Origin of the sequence: Meridianimarinicoccus sp. MJW13, assembly GCF_014901205.1 — a bacterium.
Lineage (GTDB): Bacteria > Pseudomonadota > Alphaproteobacteria > Rhodobacterales > Rhodobacteraceae > Meridianimarinicoccus.
Genome location: NZ_JACNMU010000005.1, coordinates 181,215 through 200,960 on the forward strand (window position 1 = coordinate 181,215; position 19,746 = coordinate 200,960).

Consider the following 19,746-nt stretch of genomic DNA (forward strand, 5'->3'; position numbering starts at 1 on the left):
CCATGACCGACTCGCTTCAATTCCCCGATGGCCCCTGGCCCGAGCTTCTGCCCGGCTGGGTCTGGCTGTGCGGCACGGGTCCGGGCGATCCGGGCCTGATGACCCTGCATGCAGTGAACGCGCTGCGCCAAGCCGATGTGATCGTCTACGACGCCTTGATGAACCCCGAGATCCTGACCTGGGCGCGGCCCGAGGCCGAGCGTATCTATGCAGGCAAGCGCGGCGGCAAACCCTCGGCCCAGCAGCGCGACATCTCGCTGCAACTGGTCGAACTGGCCCGCGCAGGCAAGCGCGTGCTGCGGCTGAAAGGCGGCGACCCCTTCGTTTTCGGGCGCGGCGGGGAAGAGGCGCAGACCCTGATCCAGCACCAGGTGCCGGTGCGCATCGTGCCCGGCATCACCGCCGGGATCGGCGGGATGGCCTATGCCGGCATCCCGGTGACTCATCGCGATGTGAACCAGACCGTGGCCTTCGTCACCGGCCATGACCGGCAGGGGCTGGCCCCCGGGTCGGTCGATTGGCCATCGCTGGCGAAAGCGGCGCAGGTCATCGTGATCTACATGGGCATGAAGCACATCCGCGCCATTGCCGACGAGTTGATGGCGGGTGGACGCGCGCCGGACGAACCCGTCGCGGTGATCACCGCCGCCAGCCTGCCCGACCAGCGTGTGCTGGAAACCACCCTTCAGACCGCCGCGGACGATATTGCCGCTGCCGAGATGACCCCGCCCGCGGTCATCTGCATCGGCCGGTCGGTATTGATGCGGCAGGTGCTGGACTGGCAGGCACTGGCCGCGGGTGAGACACCCCGCAACCTGGATCCATTGGGACGCGGACGCCCTGCCGAGATGTCGTGACCGGCGGCACCGGCCTGATCCTGGCCGCCTCCTCCTCGGGCGCGGGCAAGACCACGGTGACGCTGGGCCTGTTGCGGGCACTGTCGCGGCAGGACCTGCCGGTGCGCAGCGCCAAATCCGGCCCCGACTACATCGACCCCCGCTTTCACGAAGCCGCCACGGGCCAGCCCTGTGTCAACCTCGATGCCTGGGCGATGTCGCCTGCACGCCTGCGGGCGCTGGCCGCCGGACCGGGGCTGCTGTTGATCGAAGGGGCCATGGGGCTGTTTGATGGTGCGCCCCCAGACGGGCGCGGTGCCTGTGCCGATCTGGCCCGGCACCTTGGCCTGCCGGTGGTGCTGATCGTCGATGCCGGCCGCATGGCACAATCGGTGGCGCCGCTTGTGGCCGGCTTCGCAGGTCATGACCCCGAGGTGCGTCTGGCCGGAATTATCCTGAACCGCGTCGGCAGCCCCCGGCACGAATCGCTGTTGCGCCGAGCGCTGGCTCCGCTCGGTCTGCCGGTGCTGGGCGCGCTGCCAAGATTGCCGGGGCTGGAAACCCCCTCGCGCCACCTTGGGCTGGTGCAGGCGGCGGAACACGGTGATCTGGAAAGCTTCCTCGACCGCGCCGCCGACACCGTGTCCAGCCATTGCGACCTTGAGGCGCTTGTGGCCCTGTCCGCGCCTTTGCCATCCGCAAGCCCCGCGCCGCGCCTTTCACCGCCAGCGCAGACAATCGCGGTGGCACAGGATGTGGCCTTTGCCTTTGCCTATCCGCATCTTCTGGCCGACTGGCGCGCACAAGGGGCCGAGATCCGCCCGTTTTCCCCGCTGGCCGATGACCCTGTGCCCGAGGCGGGGTTTGTCTTTCTGCCCGGCGGTTACCCCGAACTGCACGCCGGGCGACTGGCGGCCAATACCCGCTTTCTGTCCGGTCTCAGGACCGCGGCGCAGGCAGGCACACCGATCTATGGCGAATGCGGCGGCTACATGGTGCTGGGCGACGGGCTGATCGATGCCCAGGGTGCGCGTCACGAAATGGCCGGGTTGCTGCGGCTTGAAACCAGCTTTGCCCACCGCAAGCTGCATCTGGGCTATCGCACGGTACAGGCCTCCCAAGGGCCGATGTCCGGCATCTGGGCCGCGCATGAATTTCACTACGCCACCACCGTGAAGGCCGAAGGCGCGCCGCTGTTCACGGCCAGAGATGCCGAAGGCACGCCCCTGCCCGACATGGGGCTGGTGCAGGGCGCTGTCTGCGGCTCCTTCGCCCATCTGATCGACCGGGCTTTTCCCGCCCCGGCGCAAGGTGTAATCCCCGACGCATGAGCACCGATATCCCCATCGCCAGCCCTGATAGCGACCGCCGCGCCAAACGCAACGTGGCGGTTCTGGTGGCCGCACAGGCCATCCTTGGCAGCCAGATGCCGATGATCTTCGTGATCGGCGGGCTGGCGGGGCAGATGCTGGCCCCCAACGCCTGCCTCGCGACGCTGCCCATTTCGCTGATCGTCTTCGGCTCGATGACCACGGCGCCCTGGCTCAGCCCGCTGATGCAGCGGATGGGCCGTCGCACGGGTTTCCTGATCGGCGCCATGGGCGGCATGATCGGGGCGCTGATCTGCGTGCTGGCGCTGTCGCAGGGCTCTTTCGCGCTGTTCCTGCTGGGCTCGTATCTGACCGGGATCTACATGTCGGCGCAGGGGTTCTACCGTTTTGCCGCCGCCGATACCGCCAGCGAGGCGTTCCGGCCCAAGGCCATCAGCTATGTCATGGCGGGCGGGTTGCTGTCGGCGGTGCTGGGTCCGCAACTGGTGAAGGTGACGACCAATGCCACGGCGATTCCCTTCATGGGCACCTATGCGCTGGTCATCGGCCTGAACCTTGTCGGCATGGCGCTGTTCTTCCTGCTCGACATTCCCAAGGCACCGCCACGCCGCGCCACCGATGCCCCGGCGCGCAGCTGGCTGGAGCTTCTGTCCCAGCCGACCATCGCGGTGGCCGTCATCTGCGCCATGGTTTCCTACGCGCTGATGAACCTGGTGATGACCTCGACCCCGCTGGCCGTGGTGGGCTGTGGCTTCACGGAAGGCAATGCCGCCGACATTGTCACCGGCCATGTGCTGGCCATGTTCGCGCCGTCGTTCTTCACCGGCCACCTGATCGCGCGCTTCGGTGCCACGCGCATCGTTGCCCTGGGTCTCGTGATCCTCGGCATCGCCGGCGTGGTCGCCCTGCAAGGGGTAGAGTTGGAGAACTTCTTCCTGGCGCTGGTCCTGCTGGGCATCGGCTGGAACTTCGGCTTCATCGGCGCCACCACCATGCTGGCCAGCGCCCATGAACCGCATGAACGCGGGCGGGTGCAGGGCATGAACGACGCGCTGGTTTTCGGCGGCGTGGTTCTGGCCTCGCTGGCCTCGGGCGGGTTGATGAACTGCTCGGGCGGCACGGCCGAGGCCGGGTGGAGCGCGGTCAACCTGGCCATGGTGCCCTTCCTGACCCTGGCCGGCGGCGCTCTGATCTGGCTGACCCTCAGACCGCAGGACTGACGCCGCACAACCGCTGCAAGGGGCCTGCCCCAGACGGGCAGGACAGGCCGCGCGGCCGCTAGATGCGCCGTGTCATGGAGGCCCGCAGCAGGGCCAGCCGCCGTGCCGCTTCGCTTTCGGCAAGCTGGCCGTCGGCGACCCGGCCCGGCACCTGTGCGGCCCGACCCAACACCACCGATGCGCGCCACCCGCTGAGCAGCGCGGACCGGGCCAGTCGATCCACAGCACCAAATCCCTGCCGCGCGCGGACCAGCCAGCCCAGCCCGTCGCGGGCCAGCGCCTGCACGGCCGCGGCACGTCCATCCGGCAGCGGCACACGGCCACGGGCTTCCAACTCGGGCACCGCCAGCAGCCATGCCGCCAGCCCCGAGGCCTGCCCGGCATCCCGAAACACCGGTTCCGCCGCGGCCTGCGCCCCCAGCGCCCGGCCCGCGGTCCAGAACAGCGCGCCCGAGGTGTCCTGCAGATACTGGTCAAAAGCCGCGCGATCTTCGAAAGGGTCGCGCTGCAGGTCCAGCCGTCGCGCCTCGACCAGCGGGATCAGAACCTTTGCCCCGTCTGCATCCAGCACACCGCTCAGGGGGGTGGCGACCTCATGCTTGCGCACGGTACCGCCCGCCACGATCTCGTCCAGAAGGTCACGCCACCATTGCAAGCGCATCTCGCCGATCATCACCTCGGCGCTGACCCAGGGCGCGCGGGCGACCTCAAGGTTGAAGGCATAGAGCGGCAGCAGCACCGGGCGCGCCGCCACGGGGGCCGCCAGAACCGCGCGAAACCGGTCGGGATCGCCGCGTTCCAGCACATCGGCGCAGGCTTGCAGGCTCATCCCCGGCCCTGCCGATCAGACCGGCGCGGCATCCGGCACCGCCTTGGACGCTGCCGCCACCGCGGCCCCGTCATGGGCCAGCTTCCAGTTGATCGCGTCCAGCAGCGCATCGAAGGACGCGTCGATGATGTTGGCCGAAACCCCCACCGTCGACCAGCTGTTGCCGCTGCGATCCACGCTGTCGATGATGACGCGGGTCACGGCCTCGGTGCCTGCGCCGATGATGCGCACGCGGAAATCGACCAGCCGCATGTCCTCGATCGACGACCGATAAGGCGACAGGCCCTGCACCAGCGCCGAATAAAGCGCGCTGACCGGCCCGCTGTCGCGGCCAAGGCTGTCGCTGCCGAAGGCGTGCAGGCGCAGCGCCTCGTCTCCGACCCGCACCTGAACCGAAGCTTCCGAGGAATGCTCGACCCCGCTGTCGGTCCGCCGCCGCGCGATCACCACGCGGTACCAGTCGACGCTGAAGTAATCCGTCACGCCGCCCAACTCCTGCCGGGCGATCAGCTCGAAACTGGCCTGCGCGGTGTCATAGGAATAGCCCGCCGATTCCTGCTCCTTGATCCGGTCCAGAATGCGGCCCAGGGCCGGCGTGCCGGGTGCCACGTCGAACCCGGCCTCGGCCAGCCGGCGGCGCAGGTTCGACTGCCCCGCCTGGTTCGACATCGGGATCACGCGGGCATTGCCGACGGTGCCCGGCTCGACATGTTCATAGGTGGTGGGGTCTTTCAGGATGGCCGAGGCGTGCAGCCCCGCCTTATGGGCAAAGGCCGACGCCCCCACGTATGGCGCGGATTTCTGCGGCACCCGGTTCAGGATGTCATCCAGCAACCGCGACACCCGTGTCAGGCTTTTCAGCCCGTCAAGGCTCACCCCGGTGTCAAACCGCGAGCGATAGGGATCCTTCATCAGCAGGGTCGGGATCAGCGACACCAGGTTGGCATTGCCGCAGCGTTCGCCCAGCCCGTTCAGCGTGCCCTGCACCTGTCGCGCACCGGCGTCGATGGCCGCCAGCGAGTTTGCCACCGCGTTGCCGGTGTCGTCATGGGTGTGAATGCCCAGCCGGTCGCCGGGAATGCCCGCGTCGATCACCAGCCCGGTGATCCGCCCCACTTCGCCGGGCAGCGAGCCGCCGTTGGTGTCGCACAGCACGATCCAGCGTGCCCCGGCCTCATAGGCCGCCCGCAGGCAGTTCAGCGCGTATTCCGGGTTGGACTTGTAGCCGTCGAAGAAATGCTCGGCATCGAACAGCGCCTCGCGCCCCTGCGCCACGATATGCGCGATCGAGCGGCTGATGTTGTCGAGGTTCTCCTCCAACTCGATGCCAAGCGCGGTGGTGACGTGGAAGTCATGGGTCTTGCCCACCAGACAGACCGCCGGAGTATTGGCGTTCAGAACCCCGGCCAGAACCTCGTCATTCTCGGCCGAGCGTCCCGCCCGCTTGGTCATGCCAAAGGCGGTCAGGGTGGCGCGGGTCTGCGGCGGGGCGGCGAAGAACTCGCTGTCAGTAGGGTTCGCGCCGGGCCAGCCGCCTTCGATATAGTCGATGCCAAGATCGTCCAGCGCCTTGGCGATGCGGATCTTCTCGGGGGTCTGGAATTGCACCCCCTGGGTCTGCTGGCCGTCGCGCAGGGTGGTGTCGAACAGGTACAGCCGTTCGCGCGGCGCGGTCCATGTGCGGTGGGTCGACATGGTCATGACAGGGCCTCCAGCTTGGCTGGATCGAAATCAATTGTTGGCTCAGCACTTGGTATACCACCCGCTTGGATACTGACCTTCAAACCTACACTCTCGAGTCTTCCCTTCAGTTTGTCAGCTTCTGCAAATCTTTTTTGGCTTCGCAGATCTTGCCAAACTCGCAACAATTCCCCGATCCGGTTAGCATGTTCTGGAGCATCAGAAATGCTGGCCATGATTGATTTGGTTCGGAACCAGTCAACGTCCTCCGCGGCAGGAAATCCCAAAAGCAGCATTGCCGCTTTCAGTTCATGAACTTTTCCTGCTCTCTGCAGGCCATGCATTTCAGCGATGGCACCTGCAGTGTTTAGGTCTTTTGCCAACGAATTCACTACAGCGTCAGGAGCAGTCTCTGATGGACTCACGTTGTCCGTTGCGGCGTACCATCCCTTAAGTGTCTGTACGGCAGCAGTGGCCTTCTTCGCGGTCCAGTCCATCGGCTTGCGGTAGTGGGTGGACAGGAAGACGAAGCGGATCACCTCGCCCGGCACGCCCTGATCCAGCAGATCGCGCACGGTGAAGAAATTGCCCAGCGACTTGGACATCTTCCTGCCTTCGACCTGCAGCATCTCGTTGTGCATCCAGACGCGGGCGAAATCGCCCTCGGGATGGGCGCAGCGGCTTTGGGCGATCTCGTTCTCGTGGTGCGGGAATTGCAGATCGTTGCCGCCGCCGTGAATGTCGAAGGTGGCGCCCAGCAGTTCCTGCGCCATGGCCGAGCATTCGATGTGCCAGCCCGGACGGCCCCGGCCCCACGGGCTGTCCCAGCCCGGCAGATCGTCGCTGGACGGCTTCCACAGCACGAAATCCATCGGATTGCGCTTGTAGGGCGCGACCTCGACCCGCGCGCCGGCGATCATGTCGTCGACCGAGCGGCCCGACAGCGCGCCGTAATCGGCATAGCTTTCCACGGCGAACAGCACATGGCCCTCGGCCTCGTAGGCGTGGCCCCTGGCGATCAGTTCCGCGCAGATGGTGACCATCTGGCCGATGTAGTCGGTGGCGCGCGGCGCGTGGGTCGGCTCCAACGCTCCCAACGCGCCCATGTCTTCCAGGAACCAGCCGATGGTTTCGTCGGTGATCTCGGTGATCGAACGGCCGGTTTGCGCAGCGCGCGTGTTGATCTTGTCATCCACGTCAGTGAAATTGCGCACATAGGTCACGTGTTCAGCACCATATTCCTGGCGCAGCAGCCGAAACAGCACGTCGAAGACCACCACCGGGCGCGCATTGCCCAGATGGGCGCGGTCATAGACCGTCGGCCCGCAGACATACATGCGCACGTTCCGGGGGTCCTGCGGAACAAAAGGCTCCTGCTTCCGCGACTTGGTGTTGTATAGGCTAATCTGGACCATGGTCGTCTTGCTTCCGGCGGCTGGTGGCGCGAGTTTCCGTGCGGGATTACCGGAGCCGAGCGTGAAAGAAAAGCCACGAGGCATTCGCGCCACCTTGACCTTTTCACAGGCGCTGCCACAAACGGCCCCATGGCTCAAGCAAACCTGACAATCAACCTCGACGCCGTGGCCGACAACTGGCGGGCGCTGGACGCCCGGACCGGGCCGGACACCGAAACCGCCGCCGTGGTCAAGGCCGATGGCTATGGCCTTGGGGCCGAGCGCGTGGCCGCCCGGCTGGCCGCAACCGGCGCGCGCACCTATTTCGTGGCCACTGCCGCCGAAGGCGCGCGGGTCCGCCAGACCGTGGGCGAGGTGCCCGCCATCGCGGTGTTCTCGGGGCATATGGACGGCGACACCGACCTGATCCGCGCCAACGACCTGATCCCGATGCTGAACAGCGCCGCCCAGGTAGACCGCCATCTGGACGCCCTGCCCGACGCACGCTTCGGCGTGCAACTGGACAGCGGCATGAACCGGCTGGGGATGGAGCCCGCCGAATGGGACAGCCAGAAAGCCCGCCTGCTGGACCGCGGGCCGTGGCTGGTGATGTCGCATCTGGCCTGCGCCGACGAGCCCGATCATCCGATGAACGCCCAGCAACTGGCGGCCTTCCGGGCAATGACCGACGGTCTGGGCCTGCGCCGGTCGCTGGCGGCCACCGGCGGCATCCTGCTGGGGCCGGATTATCACTTTGACCTGACCCGCCCCGGCATCGGCCTCTATGGTGGCGCGCCGTTCTCGGCCGCGGTCCCGGCGGTGCAATTGAGCATCCCGGTGATCCAGTGCCGCGATGTCGCCCTGGGCGAAACCGTGGGCTACGGCAATTCCTGGATCGCCTCGCGCCCCTCACGCATCGCGACGATTGCCGCGGGTTATGCCGACGGGCTGCTGCGGTCGCTGTCGGGCAAGGCCACGCTTTTTGCCCGGTCCACGCCCTGCCCGCTGGTGGGTCGGGTGTCGATGGATCTGCTGACCATCGATGTGACCGATCTGAAAGAAGACCCCGAAACGCTGGAAATCCTCGGTCCCTATCAGGGCGTCGATTCTCTGGCCGACGTGGCGGGCACCATCGGCTATGAAATCCTGACCTCGCTGGGAGCCCGCTATGACCGGCGTTACAACCGTTTCTGAGCCGCCGCGCCGGGGATATGGGGACACCCCCGTTGCCATGGCCCGCCCTGACCGAAAGCCTCCATCATGAACGCACTGGCCCCCGTTGCCGGGATCGGACGCAGCACGCTGGCCACCGTGGCCAGCCTTGGGCGGGTGTCGATCTTCATCGCCCAGACCCTGCGCCATATTGTGACGCCACCTTTCTATCCGCGCGAATTCTGGACGGCTGTGATCGCCATCGGCTGGCTCAGCCTGCCGGTGGTGGGCCTGACCGCCGTGTTTACCGGCGCAGCCCTGGCGCTGCAGATCTTCGACGGCTCGGCCCGGTTCTCGGCCGAGGCGGTTGTGCCGCAGATCGTCGCCATCGGCATGGTGCGCGAACTTGGCCCGGTTCTGGGCAGCCTGATGGTGGCCGCGCGCGTGGCGTCGTCCATCGCCGCCGAGATCGGCACCATGAAGGTGACCGAGCAGATCGACGCGCTGGTGACCCTGTCCACCAACCCGATGAAATACCTGACCGCTCCGCGCGTGCTGGCCGCCACCCTGACGGTGCCGCTGCTGGTGGCGGTGGGCGATGCCATCGGCATTTTCGGTGGCTATCTGGTGGGCACCACGCGGCTGGGCTTCAACGAGATCAACTACCTCAAGAACACCGTGAACTTCCTGGAATTCTGGGACATCGGCTCGGGCCTTGTGAAGGGCGCAGTCTTCGGCTTCATCATCGCGCTGATGGGCTGCTACTACGGCATGAACTCCAGCCGCGGCGCGCAGGGCGTGGGCAAGGCCACCAAGGCCGCCGTGGTGTCAGCGTCGGTGCTGATCCTGGCCTCCAATTACCTTCTGACCGAGGCGTTCTTCTCGTCATGATCCAGCTTGAAAACGTCCATAAATCCTTTGGCAACAACGCCGTGCTGCGTGGGGTGAACCTTGAGGTGCCCAAGGGCGAGAGCATGGTCATCATCGGCGGCTCGGGCACCGGCAAATCGGTGGCGCTGAAATGCGTTCTGGGGCTGGTCCGGCCCGACAAGGGCGTGATCCGCGTCGATGGCGAGGACATCACCCGCGCAGACCGGGACGAGTTCCTGTCGCATTTCGGCATGCTGTTTCAGGGCGGCGCGCTGTTCGATTCCATGCATGTCTGGGAAAACGTGGCCTTCCGCCTGCTGCGCGGCCGCCTGAAGAAACCGCGCGAGGAAGCCCGCGAGATCGCCATCGAGAAGCTGCGCCGCGTCGGCCTGCGTGCCAGCGTCGCCGATCAGTTTCCGGCAGAACTGTCGGGCGGCATGCAAAAGCGTGTGGGCCTGGCCCGTGCCATCGCCGCCGAACCGCAGATCATCTTTTTCGACGAGCCGACAACCGGGCTCGACCCGATCATGTCGGGCGTCATCAACGACCTGATCCGTGAAATCGTGGTGGAAATGGGGGCAACCGCCATGACCATCACCCACGACATGACCTCGGTCCGGGCCATCGCCGACAAGGTGGCGATGCTGCACGACGGGGTGATCCAGTGGACCGGCCCGGTCAGCGAGCTGGACAACACCGGCGATCCCTACATGCAACAGTTCATCAACGGCTCTGCCGAGGGACCGATCGAGGCGGTGCGCTAGCTTGATGGGAGGAAGAACAGGTTTCGATTATCTTTTTCTTGTTCGCAGTGGCAAAGCCTATCTGCGAGCGCTTGAAATCCTTGCAAAAGGCAACAGGCAGGCCGACAGTACATTTGGAAGCAAATTTCGTGACCTAGCAGTGGCAAAAGGTCCTGAGACTCAACTCTGCGGGCAAGCCACAGAACTCATCTTGAAGGCGGCTATCGAGGTAACGGGAGAAAAGGCATCACGCACGCACAATCTCGACGCACTTTCGGCACAATTCTTTAAGATTCACGGAACGCAAATATCTCGGTCGCTGGACGACGATGTACGCAGGGAGATAAAAAGAAGGTACAACATCTCGTCCAGTGAAGATGATGAAGTTCACTCATTCATCAATCAAATCAAGATCGTCAATGCGAGGTATGATCGCCCTTTCGACACGCGCTATCCAACAAAAGGCGCCAAGAAGGTACTTGATACTCTAGTCCTCGTGCCAGCGTTGTGGCGGCTTGTAAAGTTGACTGAAAACCTCCCGCCCCCGCTCTCGCACCTCAAGTGATCCGCCTTCTGGCCGCCGTAAACCTGGCGCTTCTGGTCGCCTTTCCCGTAGCCTGGGCCGCGCCGCTGTTGCGGGCCGGGCTGCTGCCGTTCTTCGGCATGTCCGAGGTGTCGATCCTGTCCGGCATCCGCGCGCTTTGGGGAACCGATCCGGCGCTGGCGGCGCTGGTGGCGGCGCTGGCGATGGTGGCACCCTACCTGAAGATCCTGACGCTGGCGGGCATCCAATGGGGCTACCTGTCGCGCCGCGCCCTGCCACTGGTCAAACAGCTCAGCCGGCTGGCGATGGCGGATGTGTTCCTGATCGCGCTGTATGTGGTGGTGGCCAAGGGCGTCGGCGTTGGCCGGATCGAGACCGCCTGGGGGTTGTGGCTGTTCACCGGCTGTGTCGGCCTGTCGTTGATGACAAGCTGGATGACCCCGAAAGCCCGCTAACCCGCCGCGCGCACCGCCAGCACCTGCCCGGCGATCTGATCGAGATGCTTTTCCCAGGTGCCGCAGCAACCGCCCCAGACATCCATGTGCGGATACCGCCGCGCCAGATCGCCCATCCGCGCGCCCAGATCCACCGGATCGCCTTCCTCAAGATGGTTCAGCTTGCACAGGGCAATCTTTTCCATCTTCGAGGCATTGGGCCGCACGCCACGCAGGCGCTGGATCCAGTCGCCGCCATCCAGCGCCGGTTCGAACTCCAAGGGGTGCGAACAGTTGATGGCGTAGAATTCGATCGAATTGTCGGTGGCCGCATCGATGGCCGGGATCGCCTCACCCAGGCTGGGCCCGGATTTCAGGCGCGCGGTGCTGTCCAGCGTCAGCATTACGCACAGCGGTACATCGTGGGCAGCAGCGGCGCGGGCCACGCCAATCGCCTCGGGCACGCTGTTGAAGGTCATGGCACAGGCCATGTCGACGCCCGCCCGCTTCAGCGTGGCCATCTGCACCGAATGATAGTCCTCGGCGCTGGCTTCGGTGATTTCCGCGTTCAGGGAATAGGCATCGCCGCGCGGCCCCACGATACCGCCAATGCGGATGTCGGGCAGACTGTCGGCGTAAGGGGCCGAAACCTCGCGCAGGAACGCGATGCAGGCGAGATTGGCATCGGCCAAGGCGTCCGAAGAATAGCCCAGTTTGGTCCCCCAATCCGGGCTGGCGCGGTAGTCCAGACCGGTCAGGTACACCGCCGTTTGTCGCTCGGCGGCCACGTCCAGCAAGGCGCGGTACATGCCCGACAGCACGCCCATGGCCTTGGGGTTGTCGAGCAACGGCAGCATGGAGAACTCGGGCAATTCGAACCCGTGCCGGTACATGATCTCGGTTTCGGTGCCGCCTTCGGTCAGGTAGATGCCACCGTCGGCCCGGCGGGGCAGGCCCTTGGATCTCGTCATGCGATTGCCTCCGGGCGATGTGCGACCAGCATGGCACATCCGCGCGATCCCGTCACCCTGTGCACCTGGGCCAGCCTTCGCTCTGGACGCGGGCGTGGGACTGGGCCAAACCCTGTGCATGGCGAAATCCCTTTCCTTTCACTGCTCCGACTGCGGGGCGAGCTTCAGCAAATGGTCCGGGCACTGCGATGGCTGCGGGGCGTGGAATACCATCGTCGAGGAAAAACCGCTGTCCACCGGTCCCGGCAAGGGACTGGGCGGCAAGCGCGGGCGCAGCGTGCCGCTGGTCGATCTGGACACCGAGGAAGCGCCGCCGCCGCGCACCCAGTCGCAGGTCGCGGAACTGGACCGGGTGCTGGGCGGCGGGCTGGTTCCGGCCTCGGCCACGCTGGTGGGCGGTGATCCGGGCATCGGCAAATCGACGCTGCTGCTGCAGGCGGCGGCGGCCTTTGCCCGGCGCGGCCTGTCCTGTGTCTATGTCTCGGGCGAGGAAGCCACCGCCCAGGTGCGGATGCGCGCCCGCCGTCTGGGACTGGGCAAGGCGAACGTGCGTCTGGCCGCCGAAACCGGGCTGCGCGATATCCTGACCACGCTGGAGGCGGAAAAGCCCGATCTGGTGATCGTCGATTCGATCCAGACCATGTGGCTGGACACGGTCGACAGCGCCCCCGGCTCGGTCAGCCAGGTGCGCGCTGCGGCACACGAATTGACCAGCTTTGCCAAACGCCACGGTGTCGCCGTCATTCTGGTCGGCCATGTCACCAAGGAAGGCCAGATCGCCGGGCCGCGCGTGGTCGAGCATATGGTCGACACGGTGCTGTATTTCGAAGGCGAGCGCGGCCACCAGTTCCGCATCCTGCGCGCCGTCAAGAACCGCTTCGGACCCGCCGACGAGATCGGCGTCTTCGAGATGACCGGCAAGGGGCTGGCGCAGGTGCCCAACCCCTCGGCCTTGTTCCTGCAGGATCGCGGCGAACCGGCGGCAGGCTCGGCCGTGTTTGCCGGGATCGAAGGCACGCGACCGGTCCTGTGCGAGTTTCAGGCGCTGATCGCACCCGCCCCCCACGGCACCCCGCGCCGGTCGGTGGTGGGCTGGGATGGCGGGCGGCTGGCGATGATTCTGGCTGTGCTCGAATCCCGCTGTGGCATCCCCTTTGCCGGGCTGGACGTCTATCTGAACGTGGCCGGCGGGCTGCGGGTGGCGGAACCTGCTGCCGATCTGGCCGTCGCCGCCGCGCTTCTGTCGGCGCGCGAGGACGTGGCATTGCCGCCGGAAACCGTGGTTTTCGGGGAAATCAGTCTCTCTGGGGCCATACGTCCGGTGACACAGACCGAAAACAGGTTGAAAGAAGCCCTGAAACTTGGTTTTTCCAAGGCTATCGTGCCGGGCGGCGGCAAGCGGCTGGCAGACAGCGGCGTCGCACTGCGCCCGATGGCGGATCTGACCGGGTTCGTCGGCGATGTTTTCGGAGCCGGATAGCGGCAAGAGGGAGTAACGGTATGGACGGGTTCACCATTGTCGACGGGGTCGTGGCCGCCGTTATCGTCGTCTCTGCCATACTGGCCTATTCCCGCGGCTTCGTGCGCGAGGCCATGGCGATTGTCGGCTGGGTTGCCGCCGCGATCGTGGCCTTTCTGTTTGCCGGGCAGGCCGAACCACTGATCAAGGAAATCCCCTATATGGGCGACTTCCTGCGCAGTTCGTGCGAATTGTCGATCATCGCCGCTTTCGCCGCGGTCTTCGCGCTGGCGCTGGTGGTGGTGTCGCTGTTCACGCCACTGTTTTCCACCGTCGTCCAACGTTCGGCCCTGGGCGGGCTGGACCAGGCAGCGGGCTTCGTCTTTGGCGCCCTGCGCGGCATCCTTCTGGTGGCGGTGGCACTGGTGGTCTACGACCGCGTGGTGGTCGCGCAGGAAATCCCCATGGTCGACGACAGCCGCACCGCACGGGTCTTTTCCGGCATGCGCGAAGACGTGGACGGAATGATTCCCGAGGACGCGCCGGGCTGGATTCTGATGCGCTATGAACAGCTTGTCGGAAGCTGTGGCGTGGATGCGTGATATTCGGGCATCTTGCGAACTGTCTTGTCTGTGATCCTTTCGTGACACCCGGCACCAATCGGTTTAAACGACGCCCATTGTTCAACGGAATCGGAGCCAGCGCCGAGATGCGTGACGAACCTTCGACCGGGACCGAAGGGCAGACGCCCTTGTCCCGAGATATCGAATTTCCTGCCCACCCTTTTGACCCGGTTGATGGCGACAAGCTTCGGGAAGAATGCGGTGTGTTCGGCGTGGTCGGTCTGGCCGACGCAGCGAATTTCGTGGCTTTGGGGCTGCACGCCCTGCAGCACCGCGGTCAGGAAGCCGGCGGCATCGTCTGCCATCACCCGGTAGAGGGCTTCAACAGCGCCCGCCGCTTCGGCTATGTGCGCGACAACTTCACTAAGGCGTCATTGATGGAAACCCTGCCGGGGCCACTGGCCATCGGCCATGTGCGCTATTCGACGGCCGGCTCCAAGGGCGCGGTGATCCGCGATGTGCAGCCGTTCTTCGGCGAGTTTTCCATGGGCGGCGCGGCGATTGCCCACAATGGCAACATCACCAACGCCGAAGCCCTGCGCAAGGAACTGATCGAGCGCGGCTCGATCTTCCAGTCCTCCTCGGACAGCGAATGCATCATTCACCTGATGGCACGCTCGTTGCAGCGCAACATCCCCGAACGCATGGAAGATGCCCTGCGCCGGGTCGAAGGTGCCTTCTCGATCGTGGCGATGACCCGCACCAAGCTGATCGGCGTGCGTGATCCCATGGGCGTGCGGCCGCTGGTTCTGGGCAAGGTCGGCGAGGGCTGGGTGCTGTCGTCGGAAACCTGCGCGCTGGACATCATCGGCGCCGAACTGGTGCGCGAGATCGCCCCCGGCGAAATGGTGGTCATCACCGCAGAAAACGGCGTGGAAAGCCATTTCCCCTTCCGCCAGCGCCCATCGAAGTTCTGTGTCTTCGAGCATGTCTATTTCTCGCGTCCCGATTCGATCATCGGCGGCCAGTCGGTCTATGAGACCCGCCGCCAGATCGGCGTGGAACTGGCCCGCGAAAACCCGGTCGATGCCGATCTGGTCTGCGCGGTGCCCGACAGCGGCACGCCTGCGGCCATCGGCTATAGCCAGGAAAGCGGCATTCCCTTCGCCATGGGGATCGTGCGCAACCAGTACATGGGCCGCACCTTCATCGAACCGACCGAGCAGATCCGCAACATGGGGGTGCGTCTGAAGCTGAACGTCAACCGCGCCCTGATCGCGGGCAAGCGGGTGATCCTGGTCGATGATTCGGTGGTGCGCGGCACGACCTCGCGCAAGATCAAGGAAATGGTCCTGGATGCCGGCGCCGCCGAGGTGCATTTCCGCATCGCCTCGCCGCCCACCGCCTGGCCGTGTTTCTACGGCGTGGACACCCCGCAGCGCGAAAAGCTGCTGGCGGCGACCATGAGCGAAGAGGAAATGACCCGGCATCTGCAGGTGGACAGTCTGAAGTTCATCTCGCTGGACGGACTCTATCGCGCCGTGGGCGAGACCTCGGGCCGCGACAACGCCTGCCCGCAGTATTGCGACGCCTGCTTCTCGGGCGACTACCCGGTGCGCCCGGCGGACATGATCGCCAAGGGCTTTGAACTGAAGGCCGCCGAGTAGCTTCGCAAGGGTTCGCAAACGGCAAAAGGGGGCGCTCCCGCCCTGTGTCGATGCAATGCATCTTCCCCGGTTGGGCCGCGCGCGGCGGCGCCGCGCGGTCGGTTCCGCACGGCACGCGATGCGCGGGGATGTCGATGGCGGATATTCCGCTCAGAGGCCCTAAGGGGCCCATGTGCCCCTGCGGCCCCTGCCCTGGGATCGTCACCGTGCCCCCGCCTCAAGGCCAAGCCGATCTGCGATCGGGCACCTGCGGCGCGCCCTGACCCAAGCTCAAAGAGGCTGCGACATGTGGTTGGTCTTGCGCTTGCCCGGCGGCGGGGGCAAATGGGGGGCATGGAACACCACAGTGATCTCAAGCCGGTGCTGGTCACCGGCGCCTCGCGGGGGCTGGGCGCCGCCCTTGCCCTGGAACTGGCCAAGCGCGGTCATCATGTCATCGCCGTGGCCCGCACCGTGGGCGGGCTGGAAGAACTGGACGACAAGATCAAGGCCGCGGGCGGTGCGGCGACCCTGGCGCCGCTGGATGTGACCAATGACGGCGCCATGCAGCATCTGTGCCGGTCGATCCACGACCGCTGGGGCGGGTTGGACATCTGGGTGCACACCGCCCTGCACGCCGCACCGCTGAGCCCGGCGCATTTCATCACCACCAAGGACTGGGACCGCAGTCTCGCCGTCAATGTCGACGCCACCCGCCGCCTGATCTGCTATGTCAGCCCGCTGCTGGGCGAGACCGGCAAGGCGCTGTTCTTCGACGATCCGCGGGCCGGACAAAAGTTCTTCGGAGCTTATGGCGCCACCAAGGCCGCACAAATGGCGCTGGCGCACTCCTGGGCGGCCGAAACCCCGAAGACCGGCCCGCAGGTGCGCATCGTGACGCCGCCGCCGCTGGCCACCGCGACCCGGGCCCGGTTCTTCCCCGGCGAGGATCGTGCAGGGCTCACGCCGCCCGCGCAGGCAGCCATGGATATCCTGGCTGAAATCTGAGGCCGCGTGACCACGCCTGCGCCCGGTCGGACCGCCCCGAACGCGCGACGGCTTTACCCGGCAGCGGCCTTCCCCTAAGCACAGGGTGCGTTTCCCCGACGCGTCCGGTTTCTGGAGTCTTCGCATGCGTATCCTTGTCACCAATGATGACGGCATCAACGCCCCTGGCCTGCAAGTGATGGAAGCCATCGCCGTCGAAATCGCCGGACCGCAGGGCGAGGTCTGGGTGGTGGCACCGGCGTTCGAGCAATCCGGGGTCGGACACAAGATTTCCTATACCCATCCCACGATGATCGCGCAGATGGGTCCGCGCCGCTTCGCCGCCGAAGGTTCGCCCGCCGATTGCGTGCTGGCGGGCATCTACGACGTGATGGCCGGGGCCGGGCCGGAACTGGTGCTGTCGGGCGTGAACCGGGGCAACAACGCGGGCGAGAACGTGCTGTATTCCGGCACCATCGGCGCCGCGATGGAGGCGGCTCTGCAAGGGCTGCCCGCCGTCGCCCTGTCGCAATTCTATGGCCCCGAGAACGCGGAACTGGACGATCCGTTCGACGCCGCCGCACAGCATGGCGCCGCCACCGTGCGCGCACTTCTGAACAACGGCCTGTGGGACGACGCGGCCTACCGGCTGTTCTACAACGTCAATTTCCCGCCCTTGCCCGCTGCCAGGGTCAAGGGGATGAAGGTCGCCGCACAGGGTTTCCGCCCCAACACAAGGTTCTCGGTCGAGCCGCACCAGGCCCCCTCGGGCCGCCGGTTCCTGTGGGCCAAAGGCGGACCGCAGGCGGTAGAAACCGGCGCGGGCACCGATGTGTCGGCCAACATCGCGGGCCATATCTCGGTCACGCCGCTGCGCGCCGATCTGACCGCCCATGACACCCTGGGCGCGCTGAGGGATCGGCTGGAATGACCGGCGCGGACGAGCGCATCCTGCAGTTCATCTACACCCTGCGCAGCAAGGGGGTAACCGATCCGCGCGTGCTGACCGCGATGGAGCGCACCGACCGTTCGGTCTTTTTGCGCGGCACCTTCGCCCATCGTGCCTATGAGGACATGCCGCTGCCGATCCCCTGCGGGCAGACGATCTCGCAGCCTTCGGTGGTGGCCGCCATGACCCAGGCGCTGAAGGTGGGCCCGCGCGATACGGTGCTGGAGATCGGCACCGGCTCGGGCTACCAGGCCGCCGTGCTGGCACGCATGGCGCGGCGGGTCTATACGGTCGAGCGGCATCGCCACCTGGCCGAGGCCGCCAAAGCCCGGTTTCGCGACCTTGATCTGTCCAATGTCACGGTGTTTGTCGGCGATGGATCGCACGGGCTTCCCGCGCAGGCGCCCTTTGACCGCATCCTGGTGACTGCGGCCGCCGAGGATCCTCCCGGCCCGCTCTTGGCGCAACTGCGCGAGGGCGGTATCATGGTGGTGCCCGTGGGGCAGTCCGACGCGGTGCAGACGCTGATCAAGGTGACCCGCACCCCCGAGGGTCTTGAGTACGACGAACTTGGCCCGGTGCGGTTCGTACCGCTGGTCGAAGGACTTGGTGAAGACTGAACGCGCCCGCACCAGAACGGGGCGGTTCCAGAGGATACGAGCATGATCAAGGTCACCACGGCCCGACACTTCACGCGATTGACCGCCACGCTGCTGCTGTGCGCGGGACTTGGCGCTTGCAGCACCCTGTCGGTGCCCGGCGCCGGCGACGTTCTGAACAACGGTTCGGCCACGACGCCAACCGCGCCACGCCCGGCGCCCGATGCGCGCGGCGTCATCTCTTATCCCGGCTATCAGGTCGCCGTGGCCCGCAATGGCGACACGGTCGCCAGCATCGCCCAGCGTCTGGGGCTGGATGCCACGGCGCTGGCCCGCAAGAACGGCCTGCCCGAGACCGCCGAGCTTGATCCGGGCGAGATCGTGATCCTGTCCAGCCGTGTGCCCGAAAGCGCATCTGGCAGCGTCGATGTGGCCACGCTGGCCGGTTCCGCGCTGGACCGGGCCGAGGGCAAACCGGCGGCGCAAAGTTCCTCGATCACCGCCGCCGGTCCGGAACCGCGCCGCCACACGGTGGTTGCGGGCGAAACCGCCTTCTCGATCGCCCGCAGCTACAATGTGTCGGCGCAGGCGCTGTCGGACTGGAACGGGCTGGATTCGAACCTGACGGTGCGCGTCGGGCAGATCCTGCTGATCCCGCCCGCCACCGGCCCGGCGCCGCAGCCTGAGGCCAATGCCGTGGCCACCCCCGGCAGCGGCAGCCCCACCCCGGTGCCGCCCAGTGCCGCGACCCCGCAGCCCGAAAAGGACCTGGCCCCGGTGGCCAGCGCCCCGATTGCCACCAGCAGTGTGGACAGCACCCCGGCCCCGGCAGCGCAGCAGCAGACCTCGGCCTCGGACACCGCCGCACTTCTGCAACCGGTGACCGGGCGGATCATCCGAGGCTATGCTCCGGGCAAGAACGAAGGGCTGGATTTCGGCACCGCCGCCGGCGCCTCGGTGCGGGCCGCCGATGCGGGCACCGTGGCCGCCATCACCCGCGACACCGACGAGGTGCCGATCCTGGTGTTGCGCCACGACAGCAACCTGCTGACGGTCTATGCCAATGTCGATGACATCGTGGTGGAAAAGGGCACCCGCGTGACCCGCGGCCAGAAGATCGCCAAGGTCCGCGACGGCGACCAGCCCTTCCTGCATTTCGAGGTGCGCAAGGGCTTCGAAAGCGTCGATCCGGTGCCGTATCTGTCCAATTGAGTCCTCGCGGCGCCGGGCAGGTGCCGCGCCAGAGGCACGCCGACGCAGCACCATGGGACAGTTGACGGCTGCTCCCGGTTTCAGCCAGTGCGCGAACCTGCGACTGCGTTTCATTCTAAGGTGATGTTTTTATTTGACATTTCCAAAACGCCGCGAGATACAGCGCGCATCGGGGAGTAGCGTCCGCCACCACGGCGGAGGCGCGTCAACATGCTCGCGGAGAGACCGCGTGGCGCGCCTGATCCATGGGATTTCGCGAGACTGTGGCGTAATGGCTCTGCGGGCGGAGTCCATCCAACGCCCGGATCAGCCCCGAGGAACCGTTAC

At 66.1% G+C, this 19,746-nt stretch carries 19 protein-coding genes and 1 riboswitch; of the genes, 15 read left to right on the top strand and 4 right to left on the bottom strand.

The window, feature by feature from the left end; all coding sequences use genetic code 11:
* Window positions 1-2: 2 nt before the first annotated feature.
* From cobA to H8B03_RS10635, 3 genes are read left to right on the top strand one after another with little or no spacing between them, the layout of a single operon-like run.
* Window positions 3-857 (top strand): uroporphyrinogen-III C-methyltransferase, encoded by an 855-nt coding sequence (gene cobA, locus H8B03_RS10625; protein ID WP_193141723.1) that lies wholly within the window; start codon window positions 3-5, stop codon window positions 855-857.
* Window positions 854-2,167 carry a cobyrinate a,c-diamide synthase gene (locus H8B03_RS10630; protein WP_193141724.1) on the top strand — a complete coding sequence of 438 codons (1,314 nt, stop codon included), beginning with the start codon at window positions 854-856 and terminating at the stop codon, window positions 2,165-2,167. The genes cobA and H8B03_RS10630 overlap by 4 nt, the downstream gene beginning before the upstream one ends.
* Complete coding sequence (locus H8B03_RS10635) at window positions 2,164-3,387, top strand: MFS transporter (protein WP_193141725.1); 1,224 nt, start codon at window positions 2,164-2,166, stop codon at window positions 3,385-3,387. The genes H8B03_RS10630 and H8B03_RS10635 overlap by 4 nt, the downstream gene beginning before the upstream one ends.
* Before the next feature lie 58 nt (window positions 3,388-3,445).
* Here H8B03_RS10635 and H8B03_RS10640 read toward each other — a convergent pair whose 3' ends face one another.
* Genes H8B03_RS10640 through cysS form a run of 3 tightly spaced genes read right to left on the bottom strand, consistent with a single transcriptional unit; the run spans window position 3,446 to window position 7,311 of the window.
* The gene (locus H8B03_RS10640; RefSeq protein ID WP_193141726.1) at window positions 3,446-4,216 is read right to left on the bottom strand and encodes a squalene/phytoene synthase family protein; all 771 of its coding nucleotides are present in this window, start codon (window positions 4,214-4,216) and stop codon (window positions 3,446-3,448) included.
* A 15-nt stretch (window positions 4,217-4,231) separates the two neighbouring features.
* Window positions 4,232-5,917: a citramalate synthase gene (gene cimA, locus H8B03_RS10645; RefSeq protein WP_226925855.1), complete on the bottom strand. Its 1,686-nt coding sequence runs from the start codon at window positions 5,915-5,917 to the stop codon at window positions 4,232-4,234.
* Complete coding sequence (cysS, locus tag H8B03_RS10650) at window positions 5,914-7,311, bottom strand: cysteine--tRNA ligase (RefSeq protein ID WP_193141913.1); 1,398 nt, start codon at window positions 7,309-7,311, stop codon at window positions 5,914-5,916. The genes cimA and cysS overlap by 4 nt, the downstream gene beginning before the upstream one ends.
* A gap of 129 nt (window positions 7,312-7,440) precedes the next feature.
* On the opposite strand from cysS, the gene alr reads away from it, so the two are divergent.
* The 5 genes from alr (at window position 7,441) to H8B03_RS10675 (ending at window position 11,054) form a co-directional block, all read left to right on the top strand.
* On the top strand, window positions 7,441-8,484 hold the full coding sequence (alr, locus tag H8B03_RS10655) for an alanine racemase (RefSeq protein ID WP_193141727.1): 1,044 nt from the start codon (window positions 7,441-7,443) through the stop codon (window positions 8,482-8,484).
* Between the two features lie 66 nt (window positions 8,485-8,550).
* Complete coding sequence (locus H8B03_RS10660) at window positions 8,551-9,333, top strand: ABC transporter permease (RefSeq protein ID WP_193141728.1); 783 nt, start codon at window positions 8,551-8,553, stop codon at window positions 9,331-9,333.
* Entirely contained in the window at window positions 9,330-10,076 is a 747-nt protein-coding gene (locus tag H8B03_RS10665) for an ABC transporter ATP-binding protein (protein ID WP_193141729.1), read from the top strand. Before H8B03_RS10660 ends, H8B03_RS10665 begins: the two co-directional genes overlap by 4 nt.
* Window positions 10,077-10,080: 4 nt before the next feature.
* Entirely contained in the window at window positions 10,081-10,620 is a 540-nt protein-coding gene (locus H8B03_RS10670; protein ID WP_193141730.1) for a hypothetical protein, read from the top strand.
* Complete coding sequence (locus tag H8B03_RS10675) at window positions 10,617-11,054, top strand: paraquat-inducible protein A (RefSeq protein ID WP_193141731.1); 438 nt, start codon at window positions 10,617-10,619, stop codon at window positions 11,052-11,054. Before H8B03_RS10670 ends, H8B03_RS10675 begins: the two co-directional genes overlap by 4 nt.
* Here the strand turns inward: H8B03_RS10675 and H8B03_RS10680 are convergent.
* A complete protein-coding gene (locus H8B03_RS10680; protein WP_193141732.1) occupies window positions 11,051-12,004 on the bottom strand; it encodes a homocysteine S-methyltransferase family protein in 954 nt (317 codons plus the stop codon). The genes H8B03_RS10675 and H8B03_RS10680 overlap by 4 nt on opposite strands.
* 118 nt (window positions 12,005-12,122) lie before the next feature.
* Here H8B03_RS10680 and radA point away from each other — a divergent pair, with 118 nt between their 5' ends.
* The 7 genes from radA to H8B03_RS10715 all read left to right on the top strand — a co-directional run bounded on the left by radA (window position 12,123) and on the right by H8B03_RS10715 (window position 19,419).
* Entirely contained in the window at window positions 12,123-13,484 is a 1,362-nt protein-coding gene (gene radA, locus H8B03_RS10685; protein ID WP_193141915.1) for a DNA repair protein RadA, read from the top strand.
* 20 nt (window positions 13,485-13,504) lie between these two features.
* On the top strand, window positions 13,505-14,065 hold the full coding sequence (locus tag H8B03_RS10690; protein ID WP_193141733.1) for a CvpA family protein: 561 nt from the start codon (window positions 13,505-13,507) through the stop codon (window positions 14,063-14,065).
* 107 nt (window positions 14,066-14,172) lie between these two features.
* Window positions 14,173-15,693 carry an amidophosphoribosyltransferase gene (gene purF, locus H8B03_RS10695; RefSeq protein WP_193141734.1) on the top strand — a complete coding sequence of 507 codons (1,521 nt, stop codon included), beginning with the start codon at window positions 14,173-14,175 and terminating at the stop codon, window positions 15,691-15,693.
* Window positions 15,694-16,026: 333 nt separating this feature from the next.
* Window positions 16,027-16,680: an SDR family oxidoreductase gene (locus H8B03_RS10700; RefSeq protein ID WP_193141735.1), complete on the top strand. Its 654-nt coding sequence runs from the start codon at window positions 16,027-16,029 to the stop codon at window positions 16,678-16,680.
* A 124-nt stretch (window positions 16,681-16,804) separates the two neighbouring features.
* Window positions 16,805-17,590 (top strand): 5'/3'-nucleotidase SurE, encoded by a 786-nt coding sequence (surE, locus tag H8B03_RS10705; RefSeq protein ID WP_193141736.1) that lies wholly within the window; start codon window positions 16,805-16,807, stop codon window positions 17,588-17,590.
* Window positions 17,587-18,228 (top strand): protein-L-isoaspartate(D-aspartate) O-methyltransferase, encoded by a 642-nt coding sequence (locus H8B03_RS10710; protein ID WP_193141737.1) that lies wholly within the window; start codon window positions 17,587-17,589, stop codon window positions 18,226-18,228. The genes surE and H8B03_RS10710 overlap by 4 nt, the downstream gene beginning before the upstream one ends.
* A 42-nt stretch (window positions 18,229-18,270) precedes the next feature.
* On the top strand, window positions 18,271-19,419 hold the full coding sequence (locus H8B03_RS10715) for a LysM peptidoglycan-binding domain-containing protein (RefSeq protein ID WP_193141738.1): 1,149 nt from the start codon (window positions 18,271-18,273) through the stop codon (window positions 19,417-19,419).
* Between the two features lie 159 nt (window positions 19,420-19,578).
* A riboswitch (yybP-ykoY riboswitch) is annotated at window positions 19,579-19,697 on the top strand.
* The last annotated feature ends 49 nt before the right edge of the window (window positions 19,698-19,746 follow it).